Source organism: Actinomadura chokoriensis (assembly GCF_039529475.1).
Taxonomy (GTDB): Bacteria; Actinomycetota; Actinomycetes; order Streptosporangiales; family Streptosporangiaceae; genus Spirillospora; species Spirillospora bangladeshensis.
The window spans coordinates 63,355-83,864 of the sequence record NZ_BAAAMW010000029.1 but is presented as its reverse complement, the minus strand read 5'-3'; the positions used below and the strand labels follow the sequence as shown (position 1 = coordinate 83,864).

Sequence of the window (20,510 nt, the reverse complement as noted above, 5' to 3'; positions counted from 1 at the left end):
ATCAACCGGCTCAAACGCCACCGAGCCCTGGCCACCAGGTTCGACAAACTCGCCGTCCGCTACCAAGCCACCGTCCACATCGCCGCCATCAACGAGTGGCTCTGATCAACTTTGAAACAGGCCCTAGCCGCGGGCGCCGGCAGGTCAGACTCGGGCGGGGCAGGTCAGACTCGGGCGGGGGCGGGCTGCCAGGCGAAGCCGTCCGGGTCGGTGAAGGGCTCGCCGCCGCCGCCCAGGACGAGCCGGTGCGAACCGGTGCCCTCCTCTGGGACGCCGCTGTCCTTGGCGAGGGCGCGGCGCGGGTAGAGCGCCAGCGTGACGTCCGACGACGGGGTGGCGAACTCGACGTACTTGCCGCCGAAGCTCCTGCCGACGGCCAGGCCGCGATCGACGTAGAACCGCTTGGTCGCCTTGACGTCCGCGACTCCCAGCAGCAGCGCGACCTGGTCGAACTCCGGCGTGGCGGGCGCGGAGTCCTTCTTCTTGGAGCAGGCGATCTTGATGATCGTCCCGTCCGGGGCCTGGACGACGGCGCCGTAGCCCCAGAACGACTTCGCGGCGGGCTTCAGCGTCGTGGCGCCGGCGTCCAGGGCGGCCCGGACCAGCGCGTCGACGTTGCCGGGCTGCGACGCGACGAGCGACAGCGCGAAGCCGCGGAAGCCGTCGGCCGGCTCGTCCGAGGCGCGGACGTCCACGTAGGGGGCGAGGCCGACGGTGTCGTAGAACGCCTGCGCGGCCGCGGGGTCGGAGACTTCCAGGGTGAGGGACTCGAAGGAGGTCATGATGCTTCTTTCTGGTGAGGTGGGTCGTCGTCGTCTCGTGGCGGCGGTCGTGCTCAGTGGTCCTGGATCAGCCCGAGGACGTTGCCGTCCAGGTCGGTGACGGAGGCGACCAGGCGCCCGCCGCCGACGTCGTGCGCGGCCTCCTTGACGGTCGCGCCGGCGGCGGTCAGCTCGGCGAGCTTCGCCTCGATGTCCGGCACGTGCCAGTAGGCCACCGGCGAGGTCATGTCCTGCGGGCCGCCGTTCGGGACCAGCCCGATGTGCTGGCCGCCGACCTCGAACCCGACGTAGTAGGGCGAGTCGGTCTGCGGCGCCTCGCCGAGCAGGGCGGCGTACACCGCCTTGGCCTTCGCCAGGTCGCTCACGGGGTGCAGCACCGTCTTGATGCCCTGGAAGGAAGAGTCGCTCATCGTCACTCCTGGATCCGTGGGCCGCATCGGCCCGTTGCTCAACTGCTCATAGCCTCGCTCCGGGCCCACCCCTGCCACATCCGTGGCGGATACGGAACCGCCTACGGACCGGCCCTACGCATCCCCCGCACGGAGGCGGCACGGAGCAGGCACGGAGCAGGCACGGAGGCGGCACGGACGGGGTGCGACAGAATGGGGCAGTGACCGCCACAGTGGATATTTCGCCCCGCGAAGCCGAGGTGCTGGAGCTGGTCGGCGACCATCTCAGCAACGCCGAGATCGCGGCGCGGCTGTTCATCTCGGTCCGCACCGCCGAGAGCCACGTCTCCGCGCTGCTGCGGAAACTGGACGTCCCGGACCGGCGGGCGCTCGCCGGGCGCGCCGCCGCGAGCCGCCGCACCGCCGTCGCCGCCGGCGCCGCGCAGCCGGTGCCCGTCCTGCCGGCTCCGCTGACCTCGTTCGTCGGCCGGGCGCGCGAGCGCGCCGAGCTGGCCGAGATGATCGGCGGGCACCGGCAGGTGACCGCGGCCGGGCCCGGCGGGGTGGGCAAGACCCGGCTCGCGCTGGCCGTGGCGGCGGACGCGGCCGCCGCGTTCCCGGACGGCGTGTGGTTCGCCGACCTCGTGCCGGTCACCGACCCGGGCATGGTCGCGGACGCGGTCGCCGGCGCGCTCGGCCTCGGCGAGCAGCCCGGCCGCGGCATGACCGAGTCGGTGGCCGCGGCGCTGGCCGACCGGCACGCCCTGCTCGTCCTGGACAACTGCGAGCAGGTGCGGGACGGCGTGGCGCTGTTCCTGGAGCGGCTGCTCGCGGCGTGCCCCCGGGTGACGGTGCTGGCGACGAGCCGGGCCCGGCTGATGGTGCCGTTCGAGCGGGTGTACACCGTCGGGCCGCTGTCGCTGTCGGACGGCGGCGAGTCGGACGCGGTCGCGCTGTTCAAGGAGCGGGCGACGGCGATCGGCTGGCCGCTGGACCCGCCGCTGCACGACCACATCCGCTCGATCTGCGAGCGGCTGGACGGCATGGCGCTGTCGATCGAGCTGGCCGCCGCCCGGTATCCCACGCTCGGGCTGGACGGTCTCACCGCCGCCCTGTCCGACCCGCTGCGGATGCTCACCGGCGGCTCCCGCGCCGACGACCGGCACCGCTCGGTGCGGGCGGCGGTGGACTGGAGCCACGCCCTGCTGGAGCCCGCCGACCGGGAGCTGCTGCGGCGCGTGTCGGTGTTCGTCGCGCCGTTCACCGCCGCCGCGGCGGCGGAGGTGGCCGGGACCGCGCGGGTCGCCGCCGCCGACGGGCTGGCCCGGCTCGCCGAGCAGAGCCTGCTGGTCGTGCGGGCGTCCGCGGGCGCGACCGAGTACCGGGCGCCGGAGACGATCCGCCAGTACGGGACCGAGCGGCTCGCCGAGGCCGGTGAGCTGGCGGACGCCCGCGCCCGGCACCTGCGCTGGTGCCAGGCAGGAGCGGCGGGCCTCGACGGTGCGGGCGCCGGCTGGCGGTCCCGGTTCGACGCCGTCGCCGACGACCTCCGCGCCGCCCTGGCCTGGGCGGCCAACGAGCCGGAGCACCGCGCGGACGCGCACGACCTCGCGCGCCGGCTGGCCGAGCTCGCCTTCACCCGCAACCTGCTCGGCGAGTCGCAGCAGCGCTACGAGCAGGCCGCCGCGCTCGCCGGCGACCCGGCCGCCGCCGCGGCGATGCTGCGGCACGCCGCCGCCGTCGCCGGGTGCCGCATGCACGGCGACGACATGTACCGCCTGTACCGGGCCGCCGCGGACGCCGCCCGCCGGTCCGGCGCCCCGGCCCGCGCGGCCGCCGGCCTGGCGACCGCCGCGAGCACCGCGTACCGGTTCGCGGGCACGTTCGTCCGGCCGCCGGCGCCGGACGAGACGCTCGCGCTGATCGCCGAGGCGCGGGAGCACGCGGGCGACGACCCCGCCGCCCGCGCGGCGGTCGCGCTGGCCGAGGCCGCGTCGGCCGCCGCCGCCTTCGGCGCCGACCAGGACCCGCAAGACGACGTCGTCGCGGAGACGCTCGCCCGCGCCGAGCACGCGGTCGACCTCGCCCACCGCACCGGGGACCCGCCCGCCGAGTCCGCCGCGCTCGACGCGCTCGCCGCCGTGCGGAGCTGGGCCGGTGACGCGTTCGCCACCGCCGCCACGGCCCGCCGCCGCGTCACCCTCCTGTCGTCCGCGCCGGCCGGGCCCGCCGTCACCCACGAACTCGTCCAGGCGCTCGGCGAGGCGGCGCAGACCGGCATCGGCGTGGGGGACCTGCCCGGTGCCCGGGACTGGGCGCGGCGGCTGGCCGCCCACCCGTCGCTGGCCGAGGTGGGGCACCGCGCGACGAGCTGGCAGCTGGTCGCGGACGCGCTGGCGGGCGACGGCGACGGCGTGCTCACCGGCGCCGTCCGGTTCCTGGACGCGTGGCAGCGCAGCGGCAGCCCCCTCTGGCCGGACCTGGATCCGGCCGTGACCGCCGTCGCGACGGTCCACGGCCTGCGCGGCGACCCGGACGCCCGGCAGGAGTGGGACGCGATCCTGGAGCGGTTCGGCACGTCACCGAACCGGGTCCACGGCTACGGCGCGGTCTTCGACGCGATGCTGCTGCTCCACACCGGGCGGGTGCCGGAAGCGCTGGAGCGGCTGGCCCCCGAACCGGGCGAGGTGTGGAAGTGGGTCACCTGGGTGTGGCTCCACTGGTACGTGGCGCTGCGCGCCGAGGCCACCGTGCTCGCGGGCGGTCCCGAGGCCCGCGACCGCTTGGCCGGCGCCCGGAGGCTCACCGCGGGCAACCCGGTCGCCGGCGCCATCGTGGAGCGGGCCGAGGCCCTGCTCGACGGCGACTCCGCACGGCTGCTCGCCACGGCGGAGGCGTTCGACGCCGCCGGCTGCCGCTACCAGTCGGCCCGGACCGCGGTGCTGGCGGGCGGCGCGCACGCCGCTCGCGGAGCGGCCGCACTCGCCGCCCTCGGCTTCACGCCCCCGCCCGCCGGGTGACCCGCAGCCGTCCTCTCCGATGAGTCGTCCTCCCTGATGAGCGGTTCGTCACACGGCGGTCCCGCTTGACAGGACGCTCCTGCATGATCTTAGTTATTGCATATTAGTTGCAACTACTGAGGGGATGCATGAGTTCGTCAGCGGTCGCCACGGCGCTCGCGCCCGCGGGACCCGGCGGCGACGATCTGGGGGCGTCCTCCCGGCGGCGCCGGTACCTGCTGCTCCTGCTCGGGCTGCTGGCGGTCTTCTGCGGCACGGTCGTCGCGGCGATCGGGCTGGGCGCGGTGCGGGTGCCGCCGCTCACCGTCCTCGACATCGTCGGCCACCACCTGGCCGGCAGCCCGGCCGAGGCCACCTGGCGGCCGGCGCACGACTCGATCGTGTGGCGGGTCCGGCTGCCGCGCGTGCTGCTCGGCGCGGCGGTCGGCGCCGGGCTCGCCGTCACCGGCATGGCATTGCAGGCGATGGTGCGCAACATGCTCGCCGACCCGTACCTGCTGGGCGTCAACTCCGGCGGCTCGACGGGCGCGGCGGCCGCGATCCTGTTCGGGTTCGGGGCGGGCTGGGGCGAGCACGCGCTGCAGCTCGCCGCCTTCCTCGGCGCGCTCGCCGCCTCGCTGCTGGTGTTCGTGATCGCGCGGACGGCGGGGCGGATCACCTCGACCCGGCTGCTGATGACCGGGGTGGCCGTCGGGTACGCGCTCTACGCCCTGACCAGCTTCCTGATCTTCGCGTCCGACTCGGCCGAGGGGTCGCGGTCGGTGCTGTTCTGGCTGCTCGGCACCCTGGCGCTCGCGCACTGGTCGGTGCCGCTGGCCGTGGTCGTCACCGCCGTCGCCCTGGTGACCGCGCTGCTCACGCTGTGGGGACGGCGGCTGGACGCGCTCGCGATCGGCGACGAGACCGCGCACACCCTCGGCATCTCGCCGACGCGGTTCCGGCTCGTCCTGCTGGTGCTGGTGTCCCTGGCCGTGGGGGTGCTGGTGGCCGCGGCGGGCAGCATCGGCTTCGTCGGGCTCGTGATCCCGCACCTGGCCCGGCGCGTCGTCGGGGCCACGCACCGCCGGGCCGTCCCCGTCGCCGCGCTGATGGGCGCGACGTTCCTGCTGTGGGCCGACCTCGGCGCCCGCATGGTGCTGAGCCCGCAGGAGCTGCCGATCGGCATCATCACCGCGCTGGTCGGCGCGCCGTTCCTGCTCATCCTGGTCCGCCGGCTGCACGCCGGCAGCGAGTGAGGCATCCATGATCGAGGGACGCGGGCTCGGCTACGCCTACGGCGCGACGACCGTGGTGCGCGACGTCGACGTCCGGGCCGAGTCCGGGCGGATCCTCGGGCTGCTCGGCCCGAACGGCAGCGGCAAGACGACGCTGGTCCGGATGCTCACCGGGATCGTCACCCCGCGCAGCGGGCAGGTCCTGCTGGACGGGCGGCCGCTCGGCTCCGTCCCGCACCGCGCGCTCGCCCGCGAGGTCGCGGTCGTGCTGCAGGAATCGTCCGGCGACCTGCCGATGACGGTGGCCGACATGGTCATGCTCGGCCGGGCGCCGCACCAGTCGACGTTCTCGCGCAACAGCGCCGAGGACCACCGGATCGCGGCCGCCGCGCTGCGCCGGGTCGGCGCGCGGCACCTCGCCGACCGGACGTTCGTCCGGCTGTCCGGCGGCGAGAGGCAGCGCGTGATGATCGCCCGCGCGCTGGCGCAGCAGCCCGCGCACCTGGTGCTCGACGAGCCGACCAACCACCTCGACATCCGGTTCCAGCACGAGCTGCTCACCATGATCCGCGGGCTCGGCATCACCACGGTCATCGTGCTCCACGACATCAACCTGGCCGCCCGGTACTGCGACGACGTCCTGGTCCTCCAGCAGGGGAACGTCGTCGCCCACGGGCCGTGCGCGGACGTCCTGACGCCCGAACTCCTCGAAGGCGTCTACGGCGTCGGCGTCGAACGCCTCGAGACCTCGCGCGGCATCCAGTTCCTGTTCCACCCGCTCGACCCCGACCCCGACCCCGAGCCCGAGCCCGCACCGGCATCGGCGGACGCCCGCGGGCCGTTCGCCGCCGCGGGCCGTCCCACCGATCACGGCAAGGAGTGACCCGCCCAGTGACCCGCATGAGGAAGCGACGCTTCGCCTGCCTGGCGGCCGGCCTGCTGGCCGCCGCGCTCGCCGGCTGCGGCTCGACCGGTCCCGAGGCGGACGGCCGGGGGAGCGCGTCGGGGAGCGGTCCCGTCACCGTCCAGAACTGCGGTGTGGAGGTCAGGCTGGAGAAGACCCCGTCCCGCGCCATGATCGTCAACAGCGCTCCGCTGCAATACCTGTCCACGCTCGGCGTGCTGGACAGGCTGGGCTCCCGGGCCGGGAAGTTCCCGCCGGAGTACTACTCGAAGGAGACCCTGGAGGCGGTGGACAAGGTCCCGTCCCTCACCGACCGGCTCGGCTCCGACGGGCACCTGAAGATCTCCACCGAGGCGATCATCGCCCAGGACCCCGACCTGCTGCTCGGCCTGCCGGAGGGCGTCACGCGGGAGTCGCTCGCCGCCGCAGGCATCCCGGTGCTCGTCGAGCCCAGTTTCTGCCCGCAGGGCATCAAGGACCCGGGCTACGAGACGATCTACGAGCAGATGCGGCTCTACGGCAAGGTCTTCGACCGGCGGGACAGGGCCGAGCAGGCCGTCAGGGAACTCCAGCAGCGCGTCCGGACCGTCGAGGACGGCCTCTCCGACCGGCAGAGCCGCAAGGTCGCGGTCCTCTGGCCTTACCGGGGCGAGGGGACGGTCGGGGCCTACGGCGGCCAGAGCATGGCCACGCCGCAACTCCAGACGCTCGGCGCGCGCAACGTGTTCGCCGACGTCGACAAGCGCGTCTTCGAGGTCTCCATGGAGGAGCTCCTCGGACGCGACCCCGACATCATCGTCCTGCTGCACACCGACGGCACCGACGAGGAGATCAGGCGGGCCCTGCTCGACATCCCCGGCGCCACGGACCTCCGCGCGGTCAAGAACGGCGCGCTCACGGTCCAGCTCTTCAACTTCACCGAACCGCCCACGCCTCTCGTCCTGGACGGACTGGAGCGCCTCGCCGCCTACTTCAAGGGGAATTGAACGCCATGCCCGCGAACCCGACGGTCCCTCCGAACGCGACGGTCCAGGAACGGATCACCTGGTACTGGAACCAGGACGCTCCCAGCTACCAGCAGTTCCAGGAGCAGCGGCTGGCCCACCCCGACTACAGCGCCGCCTGGACCCGCATCTGGCGGGACGCCCTGCCGGACGGCACCGAGACCGTCCTCGACATCGGCACCGGCACCGGCCACGCCGCACTGACCATCGCCGCCCTCGGCCACCGCGTGACCGGCATCGACATCGCGCCCGCCATGCTCGACTACGCGCGCGAGAACGCACGGGCCCGCGGACTCGACATCACCTTCGTCCAAGGCGACGCGGTCAGGCCCGACGTGCCGGGCGCCCCCTTCGACGCGCTCGTCAGCCGCTACCTCCTCTGGACGCTGCCCGACGTCGACACCGCACTCGGCAACTGGCGCCGCCTGCTCCGCCCCGGCGGCCGGCTGGCCATCGTCGACGCGCCCTGGCACGCCGGCGGCATGCGGCACTCCGACACCGACCCCCGCGCCCGCGCCTACGACGAGGAGGCCCGCCGCGCGCTGGTGCTCGCCGAGGCGGAGACCATCACCGCCTGGCAGGACCGGATCACCGCCGCCGGCTTCGCGGACGTCGAGGCCACGGCACTGACCGGCCTCTACGACCTCGACGGCGTCCACGGCGTCGCCGCCGACCACCGCCGCACCCTGCAGCACCTGATCACCGCCCGGAACCCGGCGGCCTGACCCGCCCCGCCGCGCCGCCCGCGCGCCGGCGGGCACGGTGCCGTTTGCGCTGCTCGCGGCCGGGTACCGCCGGATCCGGTCCGGTGGGGAGGGTTCGTGCGTGCCGAGCAGATCACCGACGCGGTGGCCTTTCACGGGGAAGGGCCCGTCTGGTCGCCGCGCTGGGGCGGGTTGCGCTGGGTCGACATGCTCGCCGGCGACGTGCTGTCGCTGGGCGCCGACGGGACGATCGGCCGGCGGCATGTCGGAGACGTCGCCGCCGCGCTGCGCCCGCGGCGCGGCGGGGGAGCGGTCATCGGCGTCGAGCGGGGCTTCGCCCTGGAGGACGCGGACGGGACGCTGACGTCCCTGCCGGAGGTGTGGTCCGACCGGGGCGTCCGCATGAACGACGGCGCCTGCGACCCGGAAGGCCGCTTCTACTGCGGCTCCATGGCCTATGACAAGTCGCCGGGCGCGGCCTCCCTCTACCGGATCGACCCCGATGGCTCCACGGCGCTGGTGCTGGACGGCGTGACCATCTCGAACGGGCTGGACTGGAGCCCGGACGGCGGCCTCGCGTACTACAACGACACGGCCACGCAGCAGGTCGCCGTGTTCGACTACGACGCGGCATCGGGACTGACCGGGCGCCGCCCGTTCGTGTCGATCGCGGACGAGGACGGCGCCCCGGACGGCCTCACCGTCGACGCGGCGGGCGGCGTGTGGGTCGCGCTGAACCAGGGCGGGCAGGTGCGCCGCTACACCCCCGCCGGTGCCCTGGACGAGGTGGTCGAGGTGCCGGTGGCGGGCGTCACCGCGTGCACCCTCGGCGGCCCGGACCTGGACGAACTGTTCATCACCACGTCCCGCGAAGGTCTCGCCCCGGGCGAGGATCCCCAGGCGGGCGCACTGTTCCGGGCAGTGGTGGGCGTGGCGGGCAGGCCGGCCCGCGAGTTCGCCGGATGACCGGTCGGCGCCCCCGGGACCTCAAGGAAACGTCAATACAGCGCCCATTGGCTCTACAGCGCCCATTGGCTCTTCCATGCCGAAGGCGGGCACGTCGTCCGGAGAGATCCCGGACGGAAGCCCACCGGAGGGCAGCCGTCCGGGTGATCATGATCAGGGCGGCCTCAGCAGATGCCGGCCCCGGCTGGTCAGGCGGTGCACGACGTGGGCGCCGTTCCGCTCGCTGTGGACCAGGCCCGCGTTGCGGAGCACCTTCAGGTGGCCGCTCACCGTGGACGCGGGCATGCCGAGGCGGACGGCGACGGACCCCGTCGTGAACGTGACGGTCAGGGCGCGGAGCACCCGGGCCCGGCCGCCGCCCAGCAGGGCGGCGAGCACGTCCGGGCGGCGGGCGGCGGCCCCGGGCTCCCACGGCTCGGCGCGGACCGGGTAGACCACCACCGGCGGCAGGCTGGGGTCGGCGATGGCGATCGGCGCGGTGTGGCAGAAGAAGGACGGGATCAGCCGGACGCCGCGTCCCCGCAGCCGCAGCTCGGCATCCACCGGGTACGGCGCGGTGAGCACCGGGTCCCGCCACACGAACGGCGCGAGCGTCTGCAGCATCGCCACCGTGCCGCCCTCCAGCGAGTCCAGCCGCCGCTCCCGGTCGGTTGCGACGGTGGCCTCGACCTCGCTCCAGTCAGGCGCGATCAGCCGGGTGTGGACGTGCCGGACGGCGTCCGCGACCTGGTCGAGCAGGGCGCGGTCATCGCAGGCGAGCCGGCGGGTCCAGCCGGGGAGCGTCCGGTACCGGGCCGCCTCGCGCAGTTCGCGGGCCAGCCGCGCCCGGGGCGTGCCGCGCAGCGTCCGCAGCGCGGCCGCCATCCCGTCCGCCGACTCGGCGGGCGTCAGGAAGTCGGGGAAGTACGCGGCGTCGGCGGGCGCGAGGTCCCGGAGCAGCCGGGCCGCCGCGCGCAGGTCGGCCTCTCGCAGCCGCCGCACCGCCCGGCGCCGCCAGGGGTGCAGCCGCCGGGGCAGCCCGGCCGGTGACGTGGTGAGGACGTGCAGCCCGAGGAACGCCTCCCAGATCGGATCGGCGGTCCTTGCGAGCCGCACGTGCCGGAAATCGCGGTCGCTGAAGTGGATGCGCAGAACGCCGCCCATCGCCCGAGATTAAACGGGGACCGCCACGAGGGGAATTCGACTGGGCCCGAACACCTCCGCTGCCTTCCGCCGACCGGGCGCCTACGATCCGCCGCATGCCGGACCGCCCCCCGCGCGCCCGCGCGAGACCGCGGCCGGTGCGGCGAGAATCCCCCTGGAGGTTCGGGTGAGCCAGTCCAACATCTCCCGCCGGCAGGTGCTGAAGTCCGCGGGTGGCGTGACCGCCGCCGCCGCGCTCGGCGGCGCGGCCCTCATCGGATCGGCCACCGCCGCGCGCGCCGCCGGCGACGGGTTCGGCCTGCGGATCGTCGACCGGAACGAGAGCGACCCGCGCATGAAGTACTACCGCTTCGCCACCGACGCGATCGGATGGGATCCCGGGGTCAACGTCCTGCTCCCCGACGACTACTCCAGCGGCCGGCGCTACCCCGTCCTGTACCTGTTCCACGGCGGCGGCACCGACCAGGACTTCATCACCTTCGACAGGTGGGGCATCCGCGCCATCAGCGCCGGCATGCGCGTCATCATCGTCATGCCCGACGGCGGGCACGCCGGCTGGTACTGCAACCCCGTCTCGTCCAACGTCGGCCCGCGCAACTGGGAGACGTTCCACATCGCCCAGCTCCTGCCCTGGGTCGACGCGAACTTCCGCACCTACGCCGAGTACGACGGACGCGCGGTCTCCGGGTTCTCCATGGGAGGCTTCGGCACGCTGAAGTACGCGGCGAAGTACTACGGCCACTTCGCCTCCGTCAGCGCCCACTCCGGCCCCGCGAGCCTGCGCCGCGACGCGGGCCTCGTCGTGCACTGGGCGAACCTCAGCTCCGCGGCCATCGAACTCGGCGGCGGGACCGTCTACGGGGTGCCGCTGTGGGACGAGGCCCGGGTCAGCGCCGACAACCCCGTGGAGCGCATCCCGAGCTACCGCAACAAGCGGATCTTCCTGGTCGCCGGGACCAGCCCCGACCCGGTGAACTGGGCCGACTACGTCCAGGAGACCCAGGTGCTCGCCGGGCAGCGGGAGTTCCGCGCCCGCCTCGGCGAGGCCGGGATCCCGCACGAATGGCACGAGGAGCCCGGCGGCCACGTCCTGCGCGAGGGCTTGTTCCGCCGCGACCTCGACGGCGTCATCGCCCGGCTCCGCAAGGCGTGACCGGCCGCTCGCGCATGCCGAGCGGCCCGGCGGGCGGGGGCCGCCGGACCGCTCGGGGTGCGTCAGACCGTGCGCGAGACGTCAGAGGCCGAGGGTCACCGGGATGGAGAGCGGGCCGATCGTGAAGAAGGACGGCGAGTAGGGGACGTCCTCGGGGGCGATCGCGAGGGCGAGGCCGGGCAGCCGCCGGTACAGCGCGGCGAGCGCCAGCCGTCCCTCCAGCCGGGCCAGCGACGCGCCGATGCAGTAGCGGGGGCCGTGGCCGAAGCTGAGGCGCGTGTTCTGCTCGCGGGTGATGTCGAACCGGTCCGCGGTCTCGCCGTGCTCGGCCGGGTCGATGCCGGCCACCTGGTAGACGACGCCGACCGCCTGGCCCTTGGGCACGTCCACCCCGGCGATCGTCACGTCCTGCGCGGTGAAGCGCCAGCTGGTCATCATCACCGAGTGGCGGTAGCGCAGGGTCTCCTCGACCACGTCGTCCCACCGGTCCTCGGCCTTGGCCAGCGCGAGCTGGTCGGGGTGCTCGGCGAGCGCCAGGATGGCGTGGCCGAGCAGGTGGACGGTCGTCTCGTGGCCGGCGACGAGCATCAGCCACAGCACGCCGACCAGTTCCTCGGTGGTGAGCCGGTCGCCCTCGTCGTGCGCCTGCACCAGGCCGGAGGTGAGGTCGTCGCCGGGGGTCTCCCGCTTCCGGTCCACCAGTTCGTGCAGGTACGCCTGGAGGGCCTTCTGCGTCGCGAAGGCCTCCTCCGGCGGTGTCGTGTGCGCCAGCAGGGTCGCGGTCCAGGTGCGCATCCGGGACCGGTCCGAGGCGGGGATCCCGAAGAGTTCGCAGATCACCGACATCGGCACCGCCTCGGTGAAGGCGGGGACCAGGTCGACGCCGTCGCCCGCGGCGACCACGTTGTCGAGCAGGTCGTCCACGATCTGCTGGACGCGCGGCTCCATCGCCTGGATCCGCGCGGGGGTGAACGCCTTCCCGACCAGGCCGCGCAGCCGCCGGTGGTCGTCGCCGTCCTTGGTGGACAGGTGGCCGCCCTGGACGACGGCGCGCAGCGGCCAGTCCTCGGGGATCGTCCCGTCGTACAGGGCGGGCCAGTTCTCGGGCTCGCGCAGGAACGTCCTGTTGTCTCCGGCGAGGACCTCCTTCACGGCGTCGTGGGTCAGCGCCAGGTAGGCGGCGACGCCTCCCGGGAACTCCACTTCGACCACGGGGGCGATCTCGCGCAGCCGGATGCAGGTGTCGAGCGGCTTCTCGTCCGCGGCGGGGAAGGCGGGCAGGGCCATTGTCATGTGATCCCTTGTGGGTGCGGGGGGTTGGGGGATTGCGGGATTGCGGTGGCGCGGCGGCGCGGTCGTTCAGCGCCCGGACGTGGTCTTGGTGAGGACGTGCTCGACCATGGTGATCAGCACCTGCTTGGCCGAGTCCCGGCTGCGGACGTCGCACAGCACCAGCGGGACGTCGTCGTCCAGGTCCAGGGCGATCCGCACGTCCTCGGGGTCCTTGCGCTCGGCGCCGTCGAAGCAGTTCACCGCGACCATGAACGGGGTGCGGCGGTCCTCGAAGTAGTCGACGGTGCCGAAGCAGTCGGCGAGCCGGCGCACGTCGGCGAGCACCACCGCGCCGACGGCGCCGAGCGCCAGCTCGTCCCACATGAACCAGAACCGCTGCTGGCCCGGCGTCCCGAACAGGTACAGCACCAGGTCGTCCGGGAGCGTGATCCGGCCGAAGTCCATGGCCACGGTGGTGCTGACCTTGCCGTCCACGCCCGTGGTGTCGTCGACGCCGACGCTCCGGTCGGTGAGGAGCTCCTCGGTGCGCAGCGGGCGGATCTCGCTGATCGAGCCCACCATGGTCGTCTTGCCGACCCCGAACCCGCCCGCGATGAGGATCTTCGCGGCGGTCAGCTGACCGCCGCCGCCGGGGCCGCCCGGATTCCGGACGGCGGTGTCAGAGTGCGCGTAGTCCATGCAGCAGCTTCCTTAGTACGAGCTCGTCCGGGACGTCGCCGGTGGGAGTCGGTTTCAGCACCCGGAGCGCGTTCTCGTCGCGCAGGTCGTCGACCAGGACCCGGACGACGCCGACGGGCAGGTCGATCTCGGACGCCAGGTCGGCGAAGGTGATCGGCTGCCGGCAGATCGCCAGCAGCCTGCGGTGCTCGGGGTCGAGCCGCACCCGCCGGGGGACCGGTACGCCGGTCGCCTCCAGCACGGAGATCAGGTCGAGGCCGTCGTCGCGGAGCCTGGTCCGGCCCCGCGTGACCGTGTAGGGACGGACGACGGGGCCCGCGTCCCCGTCGAGCCACCGGTCATCGCTCATCGGTCACCCCGGCCTCACCTGGCGCCCGATCCCGACAGCCGGGGGATGAACGGCGGCCGCTCGGCCAGCTCCTCGGCGAGCTGGAACATCCGGAACACGACCGCGCCCGCGTCGGCGTCGGCGCCCGCCAGCACGGCGAGGCACGCGTGCTCGCCCGCCGGGACCATGAACACCAGCATCGAGTCCATCTCGATGACGCTCTGCAGCAGCTCGCCGCCGTCGAACCGGCGGCACGCGCCGCGGGCGAGGCCCTGCACGCCCGCGACCAGCGCGGCCAGATGCTCGGAGTCCTCCCGGCCGAGGCCGGAGGAGCAGGCCACGACCAGCCCGTCCCGGGACAGCAGGACCGCGCCGCCCACCAGCTCCGCGGCGCCGCCCACCCCGTCGAGCAGCCGGCGCACCTCATCGGGGCCGATCACCGGTTCCGTCATCGTCCGTCCTCCTCGTCACGTCCTGCGGGCGGGGCCTGCGGCGGTTCGCTCCGCCCGCGCCGCCATCCGCTCTGCATCGAGGCCATGACCGAACTGGCCCGCTCCGGCGAGCGCGCGCCCCGTCCGGGCGGCCGCCTCTCCTCGCGGGCGGGCGGCGCGGCGTCGCGCAGCTGCGGCGCCAGGTTCGCGCGGCGCACGCGGCGCGGCATCCCCGCGTGGGTGCCGGCGGCCGTGGACGTTGCCTGCGGCGGCGCCGCCGACTGTCCCGGCTGTGCGGCCCGCGCCGGTCGCGGCTCGGGCGGAGCGCCCGGCGCGGGCTCGGGCTCGGGCATGCCGAGCGGGTCCTGGCCGCCGGGCGGCTCGGTGCCGCCGGCGCGGTGCCGTCCGACGGAGTCCATCGCGTTCTCCTGGGTGTCGTGGCCGATGATGTTCAGAGGCCCGGAGTCCGCCGTCGGCGCGTCCCGCTCGGGGGCGTCCGCAGGGGCGTCCGCGGGGGAGTCCGCCTGCTCGGTGCCGGTGTCGCTCCTGCGGCCGACGCGGTCCGCCGGGACGACGAGCGCGTGCGGCAGCAGCACGACGGTCTTGATGCCGCCGTAGGCGTTCGGCTCCAGCGCCACCTTGATCCCGCGCCGGTGCGCGAGCGTCCCGACGACGAACAGCCCGAGCTGGTCGCCGTGGGTCAGGTCGAACTCCGGTTCGCGGCGGAGCTGCTCGTTGATGGCCGCGAGCTTGTCCGGGTTCATGCCGAGGCCGCGGTCCTGGATCTCCACGACGAAGCCCTGGCCGACCAGCCCGGCGTCCACCTCGACCGGCGTGTTCGGCGGCGACAGGACGGCCGCGTTCTCGATCAGCTCGGCCAGCAGGTGGATCACGTCGGCGACGGCCGAGCCGACGATGCCCTCCTCGGCCGTGCTGACCACCTCGACGCGGGCGTAGTCCTCGATCTCGCCGATGGCGCCGCGCAGCACGTCCAGGATGCCGACCGGGTGCCGCCAGCCGCGGCCGGGCGCGGCGCCGGACAGGATGATCAGGCCCTCGGCGTGCCGCCGCATGCGCGTGGTGAGGTGGTCGATGGCGAACAGGTCGGCGAGGGAGTCGGGGTCGGACGCCTTGCGCTCCAGCGTGTCCAGCATCGCGAGCTGCCGGTGCAGCAGCGACTGGTTGCGCCGGGCGAGGTTCTGGAACACCTGGTTGACCGCCGCGCGCAGCTCGGCCTGGCGGACGGCGGCCTCGACGGCGGTGCGCTGCACGGACGAGAACGCGGCCGACACGTTGAACACCTCGGCCGTCCGGCCGACGTCCAGCGGCGGCGCCTCCGCCGCCACGTCGACCTCGTGCCCGCTGCTCAGCCGGCGCACCACGTCGGGCAGCCGCTCCTCGGCCATGGTGCGCGCGGCGCCCTGGAGGCCGAGCAGGTCGCGGCTGATGCGGCGGCTGAACCGCAGCATCAGGAACGCCGTCAGGGTGATCGCGACCAGGCCGATGACGCCGATGAGCACGAGGCGCAGCAGCGTGTCGTCGGAGGCCTCCTTGGCCTCGGCGGCGTTCACCGCGCGGGACTTCCCGAGCGCGCCGTCCACCGCACCGATGGACGCGCCCGCGACCGCCTTCCAGTCGGCCGGGCTGATCCGCAGCCTCGCGCCGGGGCGGGTCGCCAGGATGTTGTCCTCCACCGCGGTGAAGGTCCGCTCGGCGGGGGACGCCAGCGCCTGCTCGAAGGGGGCCGCGATGGCCGGGTGGAGTTCGGCGAGGTTCGAGCTCTCCAGGAACCGCCGCTCGTACACCAGCCTGCTGACCGCCGCGTACTCGCCGGCCGTCATCCGGCCGCCGTCGGTGAGCACGCCGCCCACCAGCGCGATCTCGCGTCCGCGCAGCTCGATGCCGCGCGACATGGCGGCGGTGTGCGCGGACTGCTGGAGGCCGTCGCCCGCCACCAGCACGTTCACGTACTGGAAGTGGGCTTCGAGGACGTCGTTGTAGGCGTTGAACGCCTCCAGCCTCGTCAGCGCGCGCGAGTCGACCCGGCTGCGCAGCTCGCCGATCCGGTTGAGCTTGCCCATCAGCGCCGAGAGCCGCTGCTTCATCGGGCCGGTCAGCGTGGCCTGGAACTTGTCGGCGTTGACAGCCTTGTTCATTTGGACGATCGTGCCGTCCATTTTCGTGCGGACGGCGTCCAATGACGTGCGCGGCAGCCGCTCGTTGCGGCTCAGCCAGGTCACCGACTCCTGCCGTTCCTGGGCCAGCGTGACCAGCATCGGCTGCGCGGCGCCGCCGTAGATCTCGTTCGTGGTGTCGAGGTTGCGCTGGTTGATGGCCTTGGACGCGGTGCTCTGCGCCGCGAAGACCCACAGCGTGATCAGGGAGAACATCGGAATGATGATCAGGCCGAAAAGGGAGAACCGGATCGAGCGCCGGCGGCGTGGGGTCCTCACCGGACGGAAAGTCCGAGGTCAACGCGGATATGGCGGGCGTGGTCGTTCATGGTGTCTCTCTCAGGCTTGGCGGGGGCACCGGACGGCCGAACTCGGGCTACACCGTAGCCACTGTTTGATCATTTGTCTGGAATTCCATGGATCTTGCGGGGCCGCCGATGGAATCATGTGGCGGCGTTCGGCGACCCCGAACGCCCACCTATCTCTCGGAAGAGGAGAAGCCACGTGACGCCGCTGCGAGGCGAATCGACCGACCGGCTGGACTGGCTGATCGACGGGCTCGTCGAACGCGTGCCCCAGGTGACCAAGGCGGTGGTGCAGTCGGCGGACGGACTCCTCATGGGGGCGTCCGCCGGCCTGGGCCGGGAGGACGCCGAGTACCTGTCCGCCCTCGCCGCCGGCGTGCAGAGCCTCGCGCAGGGTGCGCGCAGCCAGTTCGGCGCGGGCGAGGTGCATCAGACGATCATCGAGATGCACAACGCGTTCCTGTTCGTCACCGCGGCGGGCGAGGGCGCGTCGCTGACCGTCCTCACCGACGCGAGCGCCGACCCGGCGCAGATCAGCTACGAGATGACCCTGCTGGTCGGACGGGTCGGAGAGCACCTCGCGTCCCGCCCCCGCAACCACGCCGGCTCCTGAGCCGGGCCCGGCCGGGGAAGGGCCGGGCATCGCCCTCTCGGCCGACCGGGAGGCGGGCGCCGAATGGGGCTACGGGCGGGAGCCGTCGCGAGAACGCCTGCCGGGGTCGAAGAACTCCGGTCCATCTGACAACGGTGTGTTGACGGGACGGTGGCAACCGCTCACATGATCGGCGGGTGGGACGTCACCGGCGCCGGTGTTCAACGGCCGATGGCCGCCCAGTCGTTTCCCTGGCGCGAGAGTGCATTTCACCTGGTCATCGACGCGTAAGGCGAGGCGGCGAATCGGTTCCGACTCGAAAGTCGTGTCACGTGATTCAGTCCCGGCTTCACCGTGCGGATCACGACGGGATCTGACTTTTGAGTTGACAGTCGGTCCGATCGATTGCATGCCCTGTATCGCAAAACTATTACGTTGGCAAACTGGGCCTTATTCGATGACTTTTCATCGACCATGTCATGCCCACTTAGCTGGGCTGAGGAGATGGAATCCATTCGCCAATAGAGCGCCGTGACCTGGGATTTGGCGGGCGTCATGGCCTCGCCTTTCATGGCCGTTGAAAGCACCGGGACTCTCTGCGAGCCGCTTCAGGCGGGCTCCTTGTGGGCGCAGCCTCCGGCCGGATGCCCGGAGACGCCGGCGAGGACCAGGCGGAGCTCCGCCAGGGACTCGTCCAGCGCGGCGCGCCGGTCCGCGGCGCGCGCGATGTCCAGGGCGCTCTCGCAGATCCCGCCGTACAGCAGCGAGGTGGCCGGGTCGAGCGGCCGTTCGGCGATGCACCCGGCCTCGACCGCGATGGCCAGCCCGCGCCGCATCTGGTCCTTGCATCCCGCCTGGATGTCGCGCATGGCGGTCCAGCCGAGCGCGCCCGGCGCCTCCACCAGGGTGATCTGCCGGACGGCGGGTTCCAGCGACGCCTCCAGCAGGGCGCGGCAGCCCTCGAACATCCCGTCCCACGGGTCCGGCTCGGCCTGGAACGCCTGCCGGACCACCGCGGCGAGCCTCTTCTGGTCGGCGGCGTAGACCTCGCGGAAGATGTGCTCCTTGTTGCTGAAGTGGTGGTAGAAGGCGCCGCGCGTCACCTTGGCCCCGGCGCAGATCGCGTCCAGGGACGTGGCGGAGAAGCCGTCCTCGACGAACAGCTCGCGGGCCGCCGCGACCAGGGCGCCCGTGGTCGCCCTGGTGCGTTCCCGCTGGCTCCGGCGCGCACTCGTGTTCGTTGCCACCCGCGTATCCTCCCGACCCGCATCCGAGGATAGAAGAACGTACGCGGTGCCGGCGGCGAGGGCGAGCCGCCCCTACCCGCCGAGCAGAGGCAGGACGCGGGCGGCGAACCGCTCAAGGGCCGCGCGGTGGTCGCCGGCCGCCAGCCGGATGACGAGGTGCCGGGCTCCCGCCCCGATGTAGCGGTTCAGCCAGGCGGCGGCGTCCACCGGAGGGCCGGCGAACATGGCCTGGATCTTCTCCACCGACTCCAGCGGCGCGTTGTAGTAGCGCTCGATGCTCTCCCGCAGTGCCTCTCGCGCGCGCCGGGGGTCGTCGTCCAGGCAGAGCGTCGCGTAGAGGGCGGCGGTGACCGGACGGGTCGCGAGCCGCTCGACGGCCGTCCGATCGCGGGCGTAGTCGGCGACGTCCGGCGGATAGGGCAGCCAGCCGTCGCCCAGCCGGGCCACCCGCCGCAGGGCGGACTCGCCGCCTCCTGCCAGCCAGATCGGCGGCCCGCCCGGACGGGCCGGAGCGGGCGCGAGGGTGACCCCGCGGAAGTCGAAGTGCCGGCCGGTGAACGACGCGTCCTTGCCGCTCCAGAGCCGCCGCATCGCCTCGATCGACTCCTCCAGCCGGCTGAACCGGGTCCGGAAGGGGACGCCGACCGCGTCGAACTGCGCCTCGGTGCCGGCGGTGGGGAAGCCGGCGCCCATCCCGACGACCAGCCGCCCGCCGGCGAGCCGGTCCAGTGTGGCGAGCTGGTGCGCCAGCAGGATCGGATGCCGGAGCGCGGGCAGCATCGTCGCGGTGCCGAGCGTGAGCCGCGGCGCGGCGACGGCGACCGCGGACAGCACGAGCAGGGCATCGGCGCGGGGCCGGGTGAGCGGGCTGTCCCCGGCCCAGACGGAGTCGAACCCGAGGGCCTCGGCGTGCCGGGCCTGCTCGATCAGCGGGGCGATGCCGTCGTCACCGCCCGCGGCCAGGTCCCGGGTCGGCAGCAGGTAGCCGATCTTCACCGCCGCCGGCATCAGGACGCGTCCTTCAGCAGGATGTCCGCCAGCGCGCGCGGCGCGGTGACCATGGCGTCGTGGCCGGCGTCCAGGACCGTGGCCGGCCAGCCGCGGTCGCCGGCGATCCGCGCGAACGGCATGGGCCCGCCGGGCGTGCAGAGCACCGCACGGCACGGGATCGCGTCGACGGCCCCGGACAGCCGGGCCGGGTCGGAGAACGTCCGCCGCGGATGGGGCGTCAGCCTGGCCTCCAACCAGGCGGCCTGGTCCGGTTCCGTCACGCCGACGGCGGCCGCAGGGCCGGGTGGGACGAGGCCGTCGGCGGTGACCGACGCCACCCAGTCGCGGAAGAAGGCGGGGGCGAGGTCGTCCAGCGACTCCCCGTCCCGGCCCGCCCAGGCGTCGACCATGGTGATGCGGGCGATGCGCTCCGGCGCGCGGTCGGCGGCCTCGCGTGCGACGAGACCGGCGTAGCTGTGCGCGACGAGGACGACGTCCCGGAGATCCTCGTACTTCAGCAGGCCGAGGAGGTCGTCGGCGTGCGTCCGCAGGCCGATCCCGGGCCCGGCCAGGTGGGCGCGCTCGCCGAGGCCGGTCAGCGTCGGGGTGTGGACGTCGTGCCCGGCCTCCCGCAACCGCGCGGCCACGTCCCGCCAGCACCAGCCGCCGTGCCAGGCGCCGTGGACCAGCACGTACGCCGTCATCGCGCCGCCCCTTCCGCCCGCTCGCGCCACGCCGCGAACGCCGCCGCCGCGGCCTCGGTGGACAGCCCGAGCTGCTCGCACATCTGATGGAAGTCGAAGAAGAACCGCTCGTGGGTGATCAGCCCGTCCCGCACGGTCCAGTGGCAGGCGAACGGCAGTGCGAAGGACCTGCCGGTGGGCGCGATCCCCACCAGGCCCTCCTTCATGGTGGCCCGGACCGTCCCGGAGCCGAGGGCCAGCTCACCGGCCTCGACCAGGTACTCCAGCTCCACGCCGTAGTCGGGGAAGGTCCGCAGGAACGCGGTGTTCTGCCGGGCGACGTCGTCCCGGCCGGTCGCGACGGCCTGGAAGGCGACCGTCTCGAAGACGACGTCCGGGTGGCAGAACCGCATCGCCGCCGGGACGTCGGCGCGGCTCTTCGCCCGCGCGTAGGCCCGCACGACCTCGGTCGGTGTCATGGCCGGTGCCATGTGCTTCTCGGGCATGCTC

General features: G+C 73.7%; 20 protein-coding genes. 8 read left to right on the top strand and 12 right to left on the bottom strand.

The window, feature by feature from the left end:
* Positions 1-164: 164 nt before the first annotated feature.
* Positions 165-782, bottom strand: coding sequence for a glyoxalase (locus ABFX46_RS38005; protein ID WP_346048843.1), 618 nt, complete (start codon positions 780-782; stop codon positions 165-167).
* Between the two features lie 53 nt (positions 783-835).
* On the bottom strand, positions 836-1,192 hold the full coding sequence (locus ABFX46_RS38000; protein ID WP_346048842.1) for a VOC family protein: 357 nt from the start codon (positions 1,190-1,192) through the stop codon (positions 836-838).
* A gap of 200 nt (positions 1,193-1,392) precedes the next feature.
* Here ABFX46_RS38000 and ABFX46_RS37995 point away from each other — a divergent pair, with 200 nt between their 5' ends.
* The 6 genes from ABFX46_RS37995 to ABFX46_RS37970 all read left to right on the top strand — a co-directional run bounded on the left by ABFX46_RS37995 (position 1,393) and on the right by ABFX46_RS37970 (position 8,983).
* On the top strand, positions 1,393-4,191 hold the full coding sequence (locus ABFX46_RS37995) for an ATP-binding protein (protein WP_346048841.1): 2,799 nt from the start codon (positions 1,393-1,395) through the stop codon (positions 4,189-4,191).
* Between the two features lie 128 nt (positions 4,192-4,319).
* Positions 4,320-5,426: a FecCD family ABC transporter permease gene (locus tag ABFX46_RS37990; protein ID WP_346048840.1), complete on the top strand. Its 1,107-nt coding sequence runs from the start codon at positions 4,320-4,322 to the stop codon at positions 5,424-5,426.
* Positions 5,427-5,433: 7 nt separating this feature from the next.
* On the top strand, positions 5,434-6,288 hold the full coding sequence (locus tag ABFX46_RS37985) for an ABC transporter ATP-binding protein (protein ID WP_346048839.1): 855 nt from the start codon (positions 5,434-5,436) through the stop codon (positions 6,286-6,288).
* Positions 6,289-6,305: 17 nt separating this feature from the next.
* Positions 6,306-7,295 (top strand): ABC transporter substrate-binding protein, encoded by a 990-nt coding sequence (locus ABFX46_RS37980; protein WP_346048838.1) that lies wholly within the window; start codon positions 6,306-6,308, stop codon positions 7,293-7,295.
* A gap of 5 nt (positions 7,296-7,300) precedes the next feature.
* On the top strand, positions 7,301-8,038 hold the full coding sequence (locus ABFX46_RS37975; RefSeq protein WP_346048837.1) for a class I SAM-dependent methyltransferase: 738 nt from the start codon (positions 7,301-7,303) through the stop codon (positions 8,036-8,038).
* Between the two features lie 96 nt (positions 8,039-8,134).
* Positions 8,135-8,983 (top strand): SMP-30/gluconolactonase/LRE family protein, encoded by an 849-nt coding sequence (locus tag ABFX46_RS37970; RefSeq protein ID WP_346048836.1) that lies wholly within the window; start codon positions 8,135-8,137, stop codon positions 8,981-8,983.
* A 153-nt stretch (positions 8,984-9,136) separates the two neighbouring features.
* Here ABFX46_RS37970 and ABFX46_RS37965 read toward each other — a convergent pair whose 3' ends face one another.
* Positions 9,137-10,126 (bottom strand): ArsR/SmtB family transcription factor, encoded by a 990-nt coding sequence (locus ABFX46_RS37965; protein WP_346048835.1) that lies wholly within the window; start codon positions 10,124-10,126, stop codon positions 9,137-9,139.
* 166 nt (positions 10,127-10,292) lie between these two features.
* Between ABFX46_RS37965 and ABFX46_RS37960 the strand changes: the two genes are divergently transcribed.
* Positions 10,293-11,279: an alpha/beta hydrolase gene (locus tag ABFX46_RS37960; protein ID WP_346048834.1), complete on the top strand. Its 987-nt coding sequence runs from the start codon at positions 10,293-10,295 to the stop codon at positions 11,277-11,279.
* Positions 11,280-11,360: 81 nt separating this feature from the next.
* Here the strand turns inward: ABFX46_RS37960 and ABFX46_RS37955 are convergent, their stop codons facing one another.
* From ABFX46_RS37955 to ABFX46_RS37935, 5 genes are all read right to left on the bottom strand, one after another.
* Positions 11,361-12,572, bottom strand: coding sequence for a cytochrome P450 family protein (locus ABFX46_RS37955; protein ID WP_346048833.1), 1,212 nt, complete (start codon positions 12,570-12,572; stop codon positions 11,361-11,363).
* A gap of 66 nt (positions 12,573-12,638) precedes the next feature.
* Entirely contained in the window at positions 12,639-13,250 is a 612-nt protein-coding gene (locus tag ABFX46_RS37950) for a GTP-binding protein (protein WP_346048832.1), read from the bottom strand.
* Positions 13,231-13,599, bottom strand: a complete 369-nt coding sequence (locus ABFX46_RS37945) for a DUF742 domain-containing protein (protein WP_131936382.1) — start codon at positions 13,597-13,599, stop codon at positions 13,231-13,233. Before ABFX46_RS37945 ends, ABFX46_RS37950 begins: the two co-directional genes overlap by 20 nt.
* A gap of 14 nt (positions 13,600-13,613) precedes the next feature.
* The gene (locus tag ABFX46_RS37940) at positions 13,614-14,030 is read right to left on the bottom strand and encodes a roadblock/LC7 domain-containing protein (RefSeq protein ID WP_346048831.1); all 417 of its coding nucleotides are present in this window, start codon (positions 14,028-14,030) and stop codon (positions 13,614-13,616) included.
* On the bottom strand, positions 14,027-16,399 hold the full coding sequence (locus tag ABFX46_RS37935; protein ID WP_346048830.1) for a sensor histidine kinase: 2,373 nt from the start codon (positions 16,397-16,399) through the stop codon (positions 14,027-14,029). Before ABFX46_RS37935 ends, ABFX46_RS37940 begins: the two co-directional genes overlap by 4 nt.
* A 288-nt stretch (positions 16,400-16,687) precedes the next feature.
* Between ABFX46_RS37935 and ABFX46_RS37930 the strand changes: the two genes are divergently transcribed.
* Positions 16,688-17,101: a roadblock/LC7 domain-containing protein gene (locus ABFX46_RS37930; protein ID WP_428831357.1), complete on the top strand. Its 414-nt coding sequence runs from the start codon at positions 16,688-16,690 to the stop codon at positions 17,099-17,101.
* 587 nt (positions 17,102-17,688) lie between these two features.
* On the opposite strand, the gene ABFX46_RS37925 is transcribed toward ABFX46_RS37930, so the two are convergent.
* The 4 genes from ABFX46_RS37925 to ABFX46_RS37910 form a co-directional block, all read right to left on the bottom strand.
* Positions 17,689-18,327 carry a TetR/AcrR family transcriptional regulator gene (locus ABFX46_RS37925; RefSeq protein WP_346048829.1) on the bottom strand — a complete coding sequence of 213 codons (639 nt, stop codon included), beginning with the start codon at positions 18,325-18,327 and terminating at the stop codon, positions 17,689-17,691.
* A gap of 72 nt (positions 18,328-18,399) precedes the next feature.
* Complete coding sequence (locus ABFX46_RS37920) at positions 18,400-19,335, bottom strand: LLM class flavin-dependent oxidoreductase (protein ID WP_346048828.1); 936 nt, start codon at positions 19,333-19,335, stop codon at positions 18,400-18,402.
* Positions 19,335-20,021, bottom strand: coding sequence for an alpha/beta fold hydrolase (locus ABFX46_RS37915; protein WP_346048827.1), 687 nt, complete (start codon positions 20,019-20,021; stop codon positions 19,335-19,337). Before ABFX46_RS37915 ends, ABFX46_RS37920 begins: the two co-directional genes overlap by 1 nt.
* A complete protein-coding gene (locus tag ABFX46_RS37910) occupies positions 20,018-20,506 on the bottom strand; it encodes a nuclear transport factor 2 family protein (RefSeq protein WP_346048826.1) in 489 nt (162 codons plus the stop codon). The genes ABFX46_RS37915 and ABFX46_RS37910 overlap by 4 nt, the downstream gene beginning before the upstream one ends.
* Positions 20,507-20,510 lie beyond the last annotated feature (4 nt).